Annotated in this window: 7 protein-coding genes; all 7 read left to right on the forward strand. The window is 59.0% G+C overall.

What is annotated here, in order from left to right; all coding sequences use genetic code 11:
- The first annotated feature begins 52 nt into the window (after window positions 1–52).
- The 7 genes from folK to AC5S26_RS03625 all read left to right on the forward strand — a co-directional run bounded on the left by folK (window position 53) and on the right by AC5S26_RS03625 (window position 14184).
- Window positions 53–550, forward strand: coding sequence for a 2-amino-4-hydroxy-6-hydroxymethyldihydropteridine diphosphokinase (gene folK, locus AC5S26_RS03595; RefSeq protein WP_494183478.1), 498 nt, complete (start codon window positions 53–55; stop codon window positions 548–550).
- 403 nt (window positions 551–953) lie between these two features.
- Window positions 954–4202, forward strand: a complete 3249-nt coding sequence (locus AC5S26_RS03600; protein WP_494183479.1) for a TonB-dependent receptor — start codon at window positions 954–956, stop codon at window positions 4200–4202.
- A gap of 310 nt (window positions 4203–4512) precedes the next feature.
- Entirely contained in the window at window positions 4513–6321 is a 1809-nt protein-coding gene (locus AC5S26_RS03605) for a tetratricopeptide repeat protein (RefSeq protein WP_494183480.1), read from the forward strand.
- A 306-nt stretch (window positions 6322–6627) separates the two neighbouring features.
- Window positions 6628–7662: a hypothetical protein gene (locus AC5S26_RS03610; RefSeq protein WP_494183481.1), complete on the forward strand. Its 1035-nt coding sequence runs from the start codon at window positions 6628–6630 to the stop codon at window positions 7660–7662.
- 219 nt (window positions 7663–7881) lie between these two features.
- A complete protein-coding gene (locus AC5S26_RS03615; RefSeq protein WP_494183482.1) occupies window positions 7882–9021 on the forward strand; it encodes a glycerophosphodiester phosphodiesterase family protein in 1140 nt (379 codons plus the stop codon).
- Between the two features lie 138 nt (window positions 9022–9159).
- Window positions 9160–12501 carry a TonB-dependent receptor gene (locus tag AC5S26_RS03620; RefSeq protein WP_494183483.1) on the forward strand — a complete coding sequence of 1114 codons (3342 nt, stop codon included), beginning with the start codon at window positions 9160–9162 and terminating at the stop codon, window positions 12499–12501.
- Window positions 12502–12639: 138 nt separating this feature from the next.
- A complete protein-coding gene (locus AC5S26_RS03625) occupies window positions 12640–14184 on the forward strand; it encodes an MFS transporter (protein ID WP_494183484.1) in 1545 nt (514 codons plus the stop codon).
- Window positions 14185–14330: the final 146 nt, after the last annotated feature.

The raw sequence follows: 14330 nt of genomic DNA on the forward strand, positions 1-14330 counted from the left end.
TGAAATTATCGGACAGTTGCGCGACTCCGGTTGGGATGACGAGTTTGAGTGATTGGACAGGTTCCAGGGAGATTTGACCGGTTTGAAGGATCTGGCGGCGATTGGACTGGGGTCGAACCTGGCATCGAACTTCGGGGACCGCGAGGGTAACCTGCGTGAGGCGCTTCGACGGTTAGCCGACCTGGGCGAGGTGAAGGCGGTATCGAACTTCCACGATACGGAGCCGGTGGGCTATATAGACCAGCCGAGATTCCTGAACGCCGCAGCGGTGCTGGAGACTTCGCTGACGCCAACGGAGCTGATGCGTGCGCTGCTGGCGACCGAGCATGAGATGGGGCGCGAACGGCTGATCGCAAAGGGTCCGAGGGTGATCGATCTGGATCTGCTGCTTTACGGCGACAGGGTGATGAATACGGCGGAGCTTACACTGCCGCATCCGGAGATGCAGGAGCGAAGGTTCGTGCTGGAGCCGCTGAACGAGATTGCCGGAGACTGGGTGCATCCGGTGCTGAGGGTCACGGTGGAGGAGATGCTGCGACGGCTGGAATAAATCTGTTGTTCAGAAGGACAACACGTTCGCTGCATTAGCGCTGACGCTGACTTCGGTCTGCTTCGTATCGACATCATTTTTTGAGCGGGACAACGAAAGACGAACTATCCCTGCTGCCGCTGTGATGGGATGGGACACTCTTTTGTTAACAGCAAAACTTACACGCCGAATCAGGGGATACTCCCCGGAACATCCTCTCCACCCTCAACTTAGCCCTTCCATCGAATAGACAACGGTGTTGGTCGCTGCGTATCCTTGTGGCTGCCCGCCGGAGGAGTTGCTGACGGCAGGCTGTTTCCGAAGACCGGCTATCTGCTACTTATTTCCAATTGTTGTCGCAAAGATGAGCAAGAGCTCACGTCATCGATAACGAAACAAGCTTTATCTTTTGAGGCCAAAATTAATGAAGATCAGAAAGCTGATTACGCTTTTTCTGAGTGTCTTTGTCCTAAGCGTCTTCATGCCAGACGCCCTTGCACAGGGCGGGAGCGCCGTTCTCAGCGGAACTGTTGTCGACCAATCCGGGGCCGCCATTCCCGCAGCCCGCGTTACCCTCACCAATGTCGATACCAACCTAACCCTTTACGCAGAGACCACTACCTCCGGACTCTACCGGTTTCCCACCGTCCCGCCCGGGCACTATTCGCTCGCAGCCGAGGGTAAAGGCTTTCAAAAGTTCCAGCAGTCGGGCATCGTGCTCACCGTCAGCCAGCAGGCTTCGATCGATTTCGCGCTGAAGATCGGCAGCGAGACGGAGACGGTCAATGTCGAGGCAGGGGCCGCGCTGATTAATACCACCAACGCGGAAGTCAGCAATACGGTGGGCGAGCATGCCATCCGCGAGCTTCCGCTCAATGGCCGCGATCCGTCCAGTCTGGTGTTGTTATCGCCCGGCACCGTCAACGTGCTCAACACCAGCGCCGGAACTTTGCAGGGTGAGACGACCTTCCCCAACGAGTCCGGAGCGTCCGCAGGCGGCGGCCGCCAGGGCAGCACGCTTTATCTTCTCGACGGCGTGCCCAACATGGACACGTACATGGCGCTTTCCGCGCCTTCGCCGAACTCTGACGCCACCAGCGAATTTCGCGTCATCTCCAACAACTTCGATGCGCATTACGGCTTCTCTCCCGGAGCTGTGGTCAGCATCGATACCAAGGGCGGCTCCAACGCCTTGCATGGCGGAGCGTTCGAATTTCTACGCAACAATGCTCTCAACTCCGCGGACTATTTCTCCAAGCAGGTCGACGCGCTGAAGCGCAACCAGTTCGGTGGCTTCCTTGGCGGGCCTATCAAGAAAGATCGCCTGTTCTTCTTTGGCAACTACCAGGGAACGCGGCAATCCACCACCGCGACCAGCAACAGCACCAATACGCCTACGGCAGCGATGCTCAATGGAGACTTTTCGGCCTATCCGAAGACGCTTACGGGCGGCTTTGTGAACAACCACATCGATCCGGCGCTCTTCAATCCTGCTGCGGTACGCATCGCACGCACGGCGCTTCCGCAGGGACAGGATCCTGCCAGCGGACTGGTCTACTACACCGCGCCGGCATCGATTGAAAGGTACGACGAGGGTACGGGCCGTCTTGACTACGCGCCCAATGACAGGCATCGGCTTACCCTGCGCAGCTTCAACCAGTACTACAACAAGAAAGAGCTGGCCACGCCGGGCAACATCCTGGCCATTACTCCCGGTAAGCAGGGCAAGTTCTTCAACGAGGTTCTGAACCACACCTGGACGATCAATCCCAGCACGGTGAATGCTCTCTCGCTGTTCTGGAACCAGATGCACGTCTATAACGCGGGTACGCAGCTTGACGCGAATGGCAATGCGTTCTGCCTCTCGAAGTTCATCAACGTCTCCGATCCGACGGGCACCTGCTACTCCGAGGGTCTTAATGCGAACGGCGGCTTCAGCACGCCTTACTCCGAATACACGGGCGAGATGCGGCGTTCGTGGGGCTTCTCCGACTACCTGACTAAGATCGTCGGGAACCACACCATCTCCGTCGGCGCGGACCTCTGGCACCAGCGTGCCCGCGAGGATACTTTTTATCCTGCTGCTCCCATCGTCGGCTTCAACGGCTATTCGACAGGGTTTGGTCTCGCAGACTTTCTTCTGGGCCGGGTGGGTACCTACACGCAGGGCGCCGGCGAGATCGCGGACGTTACCGGCATCCTGTTTGGAGCGTATGGCCAGGATCAATGGCGAGTGCGTCCTAACCTCACACTCACTCTCGGCATTCGCTGGGATCCGAATCTGGCTCCTGCTTCAAAGGACGGGCGCGGCGCGGTCTACAATCCCGGTCAACAGAGCACAATGTATCCCGGCGCTCCCAACGGGCTGGTATTTCCGGGCGATAAAGGCGTTCCGAACAGCCTCGCCACCAACACCTATGGCTACTGGGAGCCGCGTGTCGCGATCGCCTACCAGGCCTCGCCGAAGACCGCCTTCCGTGCAGGCTACGGTCTGTTCACGGCACCGTTGCCTTACTCGGCCTACAACCACGTAGCCGATGTCAGCCCCTTCAGCCCCACCTATACACTCAACGGCAGTGCAACCAATTCGATTGACTTCTCCAATCCATGGGCCAACTTCGGTTCAACCGGCAACTCCAGTCCGTTTCCTCCGTTTGCGTATGAGGGGCTGAAGCCGCCGGCCAATTTCAACTTCGGCACACAGACCACCGTGCCTGCCGCTTTCCGCCCCGGCTTCAAGCTGGGGATGACGCAGAGCTGGAACGTGTCGGTCGAGCAGCAGTTCTCGAACGACCTGGTCATGCACCTGGCCTACGTCGGCAGCCAGTCGTATCACCAGACGCTCATCATCGATGCCAATCCCGGCCAAATCGCCGCGGCTGTTCGCGGCCAGCGTGCGCTCAGCAACTACAGCCAGATCCTCACCATCAACAGCAATGGCACGAGCAGCTACCACTCGCTGCAGGCGCAGTTTGAAAAGCGCTTTTCCCATAACTTCCAGGCGCAGTCCAGCTTTACCTGGTCCAAGAACATCGACATCGCGGCTACCGGCAATGCGTCCTTTACCGGCAACGGTATCGGCAATCCCTACGATCTGCGTTTCAACCGCGGCATCTCGGATCTCAACTATCCGTTTGTCTCGGTCACGAACGCGGTCTACACGACGCCTGCGCTCCGGGGTCGGAACGGACTTGTACGCGGCGTGCTTGGCGAGTGGGAGGTCAGCGCGATCTATACACTGCAGTCCGGCCAAGCCTTCAGCATCAACGGAGGCAATGGCAACAACAACTCAGGTGCGCTGGTTTACGGTGACCGTGCAGACTTTGTGCCCGGCGCCATCGTCCAAACGCATCAGGGCAGTAAGGAGCAGTGGCTCAATCAGTATTTCACCACCGCGGCGTTCCAGCAGAACGCGCCCGGAACCTTCGGCAATACGGGACGCAATCTGCTGAAGGGCCCTGGCATCAACTACAGCGATGCCGCGTTGATGAAGAACTGGACGGCGTACGAGCGGTACAAGGTGCAGTTCCGCTGGGAGCTGTTCAACGCCTTCAACCATGCGAACTTCGCTCTTCCTGATGCAAACCCGTCCAGTGGCACCTATGGACGGATTACCCAGACCGGCCCGATTAAGCCGCGTGTGATGCAGGCGGGCCTGAAGCTCACCTTCTAAACTGGTGGCTATTGCCTGGAGCGCCGTTCCTTTCAAGGGGCGGCGCTCTTTTTTGGTTTTGGAGTGTTTGCATGAATGTGGATCGGCCGTCATTTGTGGCGGCAGGGGCGAAATACAGGGATTCCCGTTCGACTTCACTCAGGGCAAGCTCTCGACTCGCTGCGCTCGCTCGGAATGACGTTGGTGAGGGAGATGATGGGGTGGGAATGAGGTGCGTGTAAGTGAGGTTTATGCGAAGGGATTGTCTGTTCAGAGTCTATGCTGGACTCTCAGGGCGTGACTCTGGACGAGAGGTTTTATGGGTTGTCGAGTGAGCCGATCAAATAAGGTGGCCTTCTTCAGCGTGGTTGTGGGTGCGCTGCTGAGTGGAACGGTGATGGGTGCGCAGCAGGCGGCGATGTGCCACGGCAACGAGACGGCGGCGGAGATCTCTACGCCGGAGAGTTTGCCCGTGCCGGTGAAGATGACGGGGATCGGGAACTCCTCGATGAAGATCAAGACGAAGAACGAAGAGACGCAGGCGTGGTTTACGCAGGGCCTGAATCTTCTGCACGACTTCTGGGACTACGAAGCGGCGAGAGCGTTCGAGCAGGCGGCGCGGACGGATCCGAAGTGCGCGATGTGCTACTGGGGCTTGTACAAGGCGGGAGTTTTCCGCAGCGCGAATGTTCCATGGGCGCAGACGGCTCTGGATCGCGCGGTGGCTCTGAAGAAGCATGGAAGCAAGCCGGATCGGATTTACATCGAAGCGGCGGTGATCGAGCGCAGGAAGGCGTTGGAGGAACTGCGTCCTAAGACAGAAGCAGAAAAGAAACCGGACGCTGAGAAGAAGCCGGTGCCGGTTGGTGCTCCGCATGTGGATTCAGAGGAGACGAAGCTGTATCGCAAACTGGTGGCGATGGAGCCGGGGGATGTGCAGGCACGAATCTTCCTGGCGCAGTCGTTGGAAGACAAATATGAGGAGAACGGTGAGGGACGGAAGATTCTGGCGGAGGTGCTGAAGGAGCATCCCGACGATACAGCAGCGAATCACTACTGGATCCATGCGGTGGAGCCGGGAAATCATCCAGAGCTGGCGCTGGAGAGCGCAAGAAAGTTGGGGGTGCTGACGCCGACGTCGGGACACATGGTCCATATGCCGGGCCATATCTTTTATCGCACGGGAGACTACGAGTCGGCTCGGGTGTCGTTTCTGGCTTCGATGCGCGTGGACGAGACCTACATGAAAGCGCAGCAGGTCAGCGTAGCCAATGATTGGAACTATGTGCACAACCTGATGTACCTGATCGCCGACTTGATGGAGGGGGGACGGGTGACGGAGGCGATGAAGATCTCAGAGAAGCTGACGAAGGCGCGCGGTGAGGTAGGGCCCACGCTGTATCGGCAGACTCCGCGAGATGGAATGTCACGGCTGAGCGTGGAGCTTCCGGTGCTGTTGCGCGCCGGAGTGTGGATGAGCGCAACGCAGGCGCTGGAAAAGAGCTCGCCGGACCCATCGTTGAAGAATCTGGCAGAGCTGCGCGAGGCGATGCTGGATTACACGCGAGGCATGGCTGCGCTGGAGCAAGACGACGCCAAAGGCGCTGCAACGATGAGCGATGCGCTGGATGCGAATGTGAAGCAGAAGCCGACGACAGGACCGGAGGATATGCCGGGAATGGCGGCGATGTCGATGTCGAAGGACGCGATGGCGAAGCCTGTGCACAGCTATCTGGATGTTGCGGCGATGGAGCTGAGGGCGAGTGTTTTGCTGGCTGAGGGACGCGGGGTGGAGTCGGACGCGATGTTCACCAAGGCCGCCAAGGCGGAGAAAGAGCTGGGATATCGCGAGCCGCCGTTCTACATTCGTCCGGTTGAGGAGACGCGCGGGGATGCGCTGCTGCGGGCGAAACGCTACGACGAGGCGAAGCAGGCTTATGAGGCGGCTTTGAAGCAGCGTCCGGAGTCGGGATTTGCGCTGTTTGGCGTCGCACAGGCGGATGCAGCTGCTCATCGAAGGGCCGAAGCGACACAGGACTACGCACATCTGCTACGGGTATGGGCGAAGGCGGATGCGGATCTGCCGCAGCTGCAGACGGCACGGGCATGGATGGAGAGGCAGGCGGTGGACGGGGAGTAGATGGCGAGCTCCATCGAAGGATGGAGGCAAAGTTGGGCCGAATGGCTCATGACAGGATCTCGCCGCGTGGCTAGAGTTATCTGCGAAATGGTATTGCTCTCCGGAGGCGTCTTAACGGCGCCTCTCTTTTTTTGCCCGCGATAGATTTTTTCTGCCCGGCTCAACCTTTTGATGGAGGACGGGCGATGGGATAGGCACGTAGATTGGGTTCGCTCTCAACAAGTGAACTTGCATACGTAGCGAGGGATTCGTGTGGGGCCGTGGTCTGGAGTGACAACGATAATAATGAGAATACAAAGAACTTGGATGGCTGCAGCGGTTGCGATCTTCGTAGCTGCTACGACGGGAACGGGATTCGGACAGGGGTGCGTTGCGGCGCACTCGAACCAGCGCTCGATGGATGAGCTGGTCAGATCGTTCGATGGGGGGACGAGATACGGATGGTCGATCCACAACCTTACGGTGGATATCGGGTATCGGTTCTTCAACTCGAACAAGTACTTTGTCGGGGATGCGGAGATCGCACGGCCGAACGCGATCCGGAATCACCAGAACATCTTCGATATCGGCGTGGAGTACAGGTTTACTCCGCAGTGGAGCTTTATCGCGGATGTGCCGGTCTTCAACGGGACACGCAACCAGCTCTATTCGCCGACGGGAGTTTTTCAGGTGAGCGGGCTGGGCGATATTACGCTGGGGGCGCAGCGATGGATCTTTCGCGGGCCGACGGAGTTCGGCGGCAACGTGGCTGTGAGTGCTTCGGTAAAGATTCCGACCGGCATCAACAATGCGACCGGCTCGGCGCTCTACAAAGGTCAGGTCGTCAAGGCGACGGCGGATCAGTCGATGCAACCAGGCGACGGCGGATGGGGTCTCTCGCTGGGGGCGCAGGGGTATAAATCCATATGGCGTAGGGCAGATCTGTATGGGCAGGCGCAGTATCTGTTCAACCCGCGCGATACGAATGGCGTGGCGACCTTCAGGAGCCAGCCGGGGCAGGGTGTGATGTCGGTGACGGACCAGTATCTGTATCGGCTGGGAGTTTCGCAGGGCGTGCCGAAGCTGCGCGGGGTGGCGCTGAGTCTCGGCGTGAGGGGCGAAGGAGTTCCAGTGCGGGATCTGTTGGGCGACAGCAACGGCTTTCGCCGTCCAGGCAGCGTGATCTCGCTGGACCCGGGGCTGATGGTGAATGTGCGGAGGACGACTTTGTCGGTGAACGGTCCCTGGGCGTTGCGGAGAGACAGACCGCCGAGCGTGCCGGAGTTGGCCAACAACACGAAGAACGGCGATGCGTTCTTCGCGGACTACACGGTGATTATTGGGCTTTCTCATCACTTCTGATCACGGACGCCAATCGAGACCTGTGAAGAGAGCGGGAAGGCAGCTGCCCCTCAGCGGCAAAAAAAGTCGCTGAGGGGCAGCTGGATTTGAAGGTATAACTTAAACCGTGCCTATCTAAAAGGGCGACCTGATTCAGAGGGCTGATTCGACTGGGTTAATCAGTCCGGTTCCTTAGGGCTTTAACGCTAACGTAACGTTCATGTAGGATGCTTGAGCTTTATGGGCAAGCGACTTTTACGTGGTGTAATTCTCTTTGCGAGCACAGTTTTGGCGATGAAGGCCCAGGGAACGGCAACGAATCCGTACCTGCAGGCGATGGAGAAGGCCGGAGCGCATGCCAGGCAGCACGGAGCGCTTTCACCGGTCCTGTCTCCCGTGGATGCCACAGTTCTGAGCGGCGAGGTTCCAGTAAAAGAGCTGCAGGCGAAGCGCTTCAAGGTGGTGCCCTGGACGACGAACGATCCGGAAAAGATGCGGACGCAGATTCGCATGGGCGTGGATGGACTGATCACGGATCGTCCCGATCTGCTGCAGCAGGTCCTGAAGGAAGAGCGCGCGGCTGCGAAGACGGCTGAGGAACGCAACCGGTTGGAGAAGTTCGACGTGACGGCGCACCGGGGTGGACGCGGTCTGCGGCCGGAGAACACGCTGCCTTCGTTTGAGAGCGGTCTGGATCAACTGGCCACGACGCTTGAGACGGACACGGGTGTGACGACGGATGGGGTCTCCCTGATTTGGCACGATCAGTTTCTGAGTCCGCAGAGCTGCCGCCATGCCGATGGGACGCCGTACACGATGGAAAACCGGGTCTTCATCAAGGATATTTCCAGTACGGATGCGCAGAAGACCTTCATCTGTGACAAGGTTCACTTTGGCGCGGAGCAGAAGAACGATCTTGCGCTGTCGCCGGTCGCGGTGGCGTTTGCGAAGAAGGAGGGGCTGATCAGCCCCTACGTCCCGACGTATGCGGCGCAGCTGTTCCGGTTCGTGAACTTCTATGTGGATTACTACCGGTCCGGGCCTGGCAAGAGCGATGCGCATGCGAAGGAGCGGGCGGAGAATGCGGCGCGGGCGCGGTTCAATCTTGAGACCAAGATCATGCCCGAAGGCATTCCCGGGGACGATGGGCACACCAACCATACTGCAGGGCCCCAGGCGTTTGTCGATGCGTTGTGCGGCGCCATCGCAAAGAGCGGCATGGAGTCGCGCGCCGAGGTGCAGAGCTTTGACTTTCGGACGCTGATCCTGGTCGAGGAGCAGTATCCGAAGATTCCCACTTACTATTTGACGGGTTCCACGAAGATGCTTACAAGTGCGTGGGTTCCCGAACAGCTGAGAGCGACGGCAGGCGAGCAGTAAAAGATCTGTCGCATTATTTTTTCCTGTTTTTTTCCCCTCTTCCAAGGAGCACCAGTGCAACGTTCTATTCATTGTCCAGTCATCGTCCGTACACGGAGCAGAATTAGCGTTATCCGTATGCGCAGAATCCTCTATTTAATGACAGCGGCACTCGTGTGCCTTGCGTTCCTGCCGGGTCGGGCCCTGGCACAGTACGAGAATGGCAGTATTGTCGGAACGGTACACGATGGATCCGGCGCGGTTGTTCCAACTGCAACGGTCAAGGTTACAAATATTGCGACCGGGGTCGTGAGCACGCGCCAGACCAATGACAGCGGCGACTATGAGGTTCCTGCGCTGCGCGTCGGGCAGTACAACGTCGAGGTGACGAAGCCGGGCTTCGCTCCCACGCGGGCGACCGATATCTCGGTTTCGGTGGCGGCCCGGCAGAGAATCGACCTCACCCTGCAGGTCGGCGAGACCAGCACGACGGTTGAGGTTTCGGGCGTTTCGCTGCAGATGGAGACCGACACCAGCCAGCGCGGACAGATTGTGACCCAGTACCAGACGGCTGCGCTCCCGCTGGTAAGCCGCAACTATTCGGACCTGATCGGATTGACGACAGGTGTAAGGCAGACGACACAGTCCTATTCCAGCACTTCGAACACCGGCCTGGTGCGCGAGGGCTCGTTCAACGTGAACGGCCAGCGCTCGATCTTTAATAACTTCCTGCTGGACGGCATGGACAACAATGCCTATGGCGAATCGAACCAGGGCTTCTCGAACCAGATTATTCAGCCGGCGCCGGATTCGATTGCGCAGTTTCAGGTTGTGACCAATAACGAGACCGCGGAATATGGTCGCGCGTCGGGCGCTGTGGTCAACGTGGCCTTCGCGCAGGGTGGCAACCAGTTTCACGGCCGCGTGTACGAGTTCATTCGCAATACGGATTTGAATGCGACGGGATTCTTCCGTCCACCGGGAGGGCAGAAGCCTTCGTACAACCGCAACCAGTTCGGTGGCAACTTCAATGGGCCGATCATCAAGGATCATCTCTTCTTCTTCCTTGACTACGAAGGTTTTCGCCAGGTGCGTAAGCAGATCTCGACCGCTACGCTGCCGACGCCGAATCAGTTGAAGGGTGTCTTCAGCAAGGACGTTTACGATCCGTATGACAGCACAAAAAAATACGTCGCGGGCACTTCGATTCTGAATGCGCCTGACATCTCGCCTTCGGCGAGGACAATCGCTGGAATGGTCTCGCAGTTGCCCAACCTTACCTCGGCGACAGTGAACAACTTCACGACCTTCCAGCGCTCGAACAACAACACCGACAAGGGCGATCTGCGGCTGGACTACGCGATCGATTCTAAGAACAGCGTTTTCGTGCGCGCGTCGCATTTGAAGACCAACGCAACGGACTTCCCGATCTTCGGTCTTCCGCTGGACGGCAGCTCAAACGGCAAGCAACGCATTCTGGACCAGCAGATCGCAGGCGGCTATACCCGCGTGATCGGCGCCAACCAGCTGCTGGATGTGCGCCTCGGTTTCTCACGCACCAGAGCAGGTAAGTTCTCGCTCTCGATCGGCACCGACCCGGGCTTCACGTTTCCTGGTCTGCCGACTGACCCTATCGTAGCGGGTGGCATTCCGGGCATCGGCATTACCGGCTTTGCGGCGCTGGGACGCCAGACGACGAACCCTCAGTTCCAGAACCCCTCGCTGTTCAACCCCAAGGTGAACTACACCTGGGTGGTAAAGAATCATTCTCTGAAGGCTGGCTACGAGTATCAGCAGGTCTGGATGGACGTGCAGGATACAAATCCGCTGTATGGCGGCTTTACCTTCGCCGGTGGCTACAGCCGAAACTATAACGTGCCTGCAGGGAAGCTTGAGGCAGCGAACGCGGATAACTACACGGCCGACTTTCTATGGGGCGCATCCAGTGCCTACTCCCTGTCGAGTTACTTCGTTGCGCAGCTACGCGACCGTTCGAACTTCGCCTATATACAGGACGACTGGAAGGTCTCGCCTAAACTGACTCTGAACATCGGCCTGCGCTACGAATACACCACACCGTACTGCGATGAGAAGAACCGTCAGGCAAACTTCAATCCGGCGTTGGCTAATGCCACGGACCCGCGCACGGCGATGGTTCCGGTTACCTCGACAGGCAACAAGTACGGCTACGATCCGGACCGCAACGACTTCGCTCCGCGCTTCGGCTTTGCCTATGCAGCGGATGACAAGACGGCGATTCGCGGCGGCTACGGCATCAGCTTCTCGCACTATGATCGCGCAGGCTCGGGCAATATCCTGGCAATCAACCCGCCATCGGCGCTGTTCGTAACGGTGACGCAGGCAGCTCCGAACGCGGGCGGCAACCCGACGACGTATGTGCCCATTGATAAAGGCTTCCCGGCGAGCACGCTGACGTTCAATCCAATTACGGCCAACGTCACCTACATCGACGGCAGTCGCTATCGCGACAGCTATGTGCACAACTACTACCTCGATGTGCAACGCAGCTTCGCGAAGAACATCCTGTTCGACGTGGCCTACGTCGGCAACTTTGGCTTGAAGCTTCTGCAGTTTGGCAATTACAACCAGGCCGATCCGAGGGTGATTACGAACGGCAAGTTTACGCGGCCGATCCCGACCTACGGCGACATCACGATTGCGCTGCACCAGGCGTACTCGCATTATGATGCCTTGCAAGTGCGCTATGAACAGCGCATGGTGGCGGGACTCACGCTGCTGAACTCGTTCACCTATTCGCATGCGCTGGACAACGCGGGCGCGTCGCTCGAAGCGAACACGCCCTCGTTCCAGGACTATCGGAATCCGGCGGCGGACTATAGCCAGTCGGAGTACAACCAGCCGATCGTCAATACGACGTCGCTGGTGTATGAGCTTCCCTTCGGTCGTGGGCGCCACTTCATGAACACAGGTGGCGTGCTGAACCAGGTGCTGGGACAGTGGCAGGTCTCGGCCGTGAACCAGGTGACGAGCGGTTTCCCATACCAGATCAACTACACCCCACCGACTTCCAACCAGGTTTCGGGCATCGCGGCGAGCTATCGCGGATCGAACCTTTATCGTCCGAATCGTGTTGCTGGGCAGAAGCTGAACTCGCTGGATAAATCGAAGTCGACGGGGACCTCGCTGCAGTACATCAACACTGCGGCAGTCTCGTTGCCGACCACCACGCCAATCGTGAACGGGGTTCCGGTAAGCCCGTTCGGAAATATGCCGCGCGATCCGGGCCGCAGTCCGCTCTATACGACGCTGAACCTCGCTTTCAACAAGAGATTTGATACTCCTGTGGAAAGGATGAAGGTGGAGTTTCGCGGCGAGCTGTACAACGCCTTCAACCACACGAACTTTACCCAGCCGGGTGGGGGAATTTCAGCGACGTCGAGCGGCACATTGACCGGCGGCACGATCACCAGCACCTTCGATCCTCGCATCGTTCAATTCGGCGCGAAGATCCTGTTCTAAAACCACAAAGAAACTGCAAAGAAACTGCGGAATGCCGGTTGCCTGCGAGGGTGGCCGGCATTTTTCTTTAGGTCTCCGTCCTGGTGTCCTGGTGTAGTTTGGAGCAAAGCCCGGTGAAGGGCTGAGGAGACGATTCGAGTGGTTGGAAGCGCAATGCGTCCGTGTGATGAGGCTGTCATTCTCTCCGGCCATTGTCGGGATACGACAGGGCGTCGAGGTATGTGGGTGCTGGCCGCGACGGTGCTGGGCTCGAGCATGGAGTTCATCGACGGCACCGTGGTGAATGTCGCGCTTCCAGCGTTGCAGCAAGGGTTGGGTGCAACGGGCGCGCAGGTCCAGTGGGTGGTGGAGGCGTATGCGTTGTTTCTCTCAGCGCTGCTGCTGGTAGGCGGGGCGTTGGGAGATCGGCTTGGGCTGCGCAAGGTATACATGGCGGGGGTGGTGTTGTTCGCCGCGGCTTCGATCTGGTGCGGGCTTGCTCCAACTATAGGCCAGCTGATTGCGGGACGTGCACTCCAGGGAGTCGGCGGCGCGATGCTGGTTCCAAACAGCCTTGCGCTGGTCAGCGCCAACTTTCCCCCAGAGAGCCGTGGCCGCGCGATCGGGACATGGTCGGGTTTTGCGGCGATGATGACGGCGCTGGGCCCGGTTGCAGGCGGCTTTTTGGTAGAACATGGATCGTGGCGGTGGGTATTCTTCATCAATGTGCCGCTGGCTGTGGTTGCAGTGTGGATCCTGATGCGGCATGTACCGGAGACGACTGCCCCAACGGCACGCGGAGAGACGCATGGATTGGACTGGAAGGGCGCGGTACTTCTGACGGGTGGTCTGGCGGCAGTGACCTTTGCGCTGATCGAAGGCGCGGACGGCGGCCGCGCGATCTGGCTGGTGGGGACGGCCGGAGCCGCCCTGCTTGTCGTAGCGTTTGCGTTTGAAGCGTGGACAGCTAATCCCCTGGTGCCGCTGGCTCTGTTTCGCAGCCGGGAGTTTGTCGGGGCGAACCTGTTGACCTTCTGCCTGTACGCGGCGCTGGGTGGCGCGCTGTTTTATCTGCCTCTGAACCTGATCCAGATACAGGGGTACACACCGACTCACGCGGGCGCTGCGATGCTGCCCATGGTGATACTGATGTTTTTACTGTCGAGGTGGTCTGGCGGTCTGACATCGCAATATGGAGCGCGAGTGCCGCTGACGATTGGACCGCTGATCGTGGCTGCAGGATATGCGATGCTGGCGCGGCCCGGTGTGGGTGGAACGTACTGGACGACCTATCTTCCGGCGGTGTTGCTGCTTGGGCTGGGGATGGCGATAAGTGTCCCGCCGCTGACGACGGTGGTCATGAGCTCGGTGAGCGAGTCGAATACGGGAGCAGCATCGGGAGTGAATAATGCAGCGTCGCAGGTTGCCTCGCTGCTGGCGCTGGCAGTGTTTGCGCCGATCTTCTTCCATAGCTTCGCGCCCTCCCTGACGCGAGGTCTTGAGAAGGCTCAGGTCTCAGAGGAGACGGCACGGGGGATTGTGGAGCAGCGCGCGAAGCTCGGCGCGATTGAGACCACTGATCCACGAGGCCGACAGGCTGTGGAGGGGGCGTTCGTCACCGGTTTCAGGGTCGTGACGCTGATGGCGGCCGGCCTTGCGGTGGCGGCTTCCGTGAGCGCCGCCGCAACAATGAAGCGGCGATGAGTTGCACGCGCCCGGGAAGGCGATATGGAGCGTGGGAGTGAACCGCAGATCCTTCGGCTGCGCCCTTCGGGCTTCGCTCAGGATGACACGTTGAGATGGGGCCCTTGTAGATATCTGTGGCAGCATAGGCGAAATACAGGGATTCT

The organism is Edaphobacter sp. FHG110511_03 (assembly GCF_059115365.1).

What these genes read in the sequence shown, in the direction of transcription:
- AC5S26_RS03600 (WP_494183479.1), top strand. Translation starts at nt 954, where the DNA reads ATGAAGATCAGAAAGCTGATTACGCTTTTTCTGAGTGTCTTTGTCCTA.
- AC5S26_RS03610 (WP_494183481.1), top strand. Translation starts at nt 6,628, where the DNA reads ATGGCTGCAGCGGTTGCGATCTTCGTAGCTGCTACGACGGGAACGGGA.
- AC5S26_RS03615 (WP_494183482.1), top strand. Translation starts at nt 7,882, where the DNA reads ATGGGCAAGCGACTTTTACGTGGTGTAATTCTCTTTGCGAGCACAGTT.
- AC5S26_RS03620 (WP_494183483.1), top strand. Translation starts at nt 9,160, where the DNA reads ATGACAGCGGCACTCGTGTGCCTTGCGTTCCTGCCGGGTCGGGCCCTG.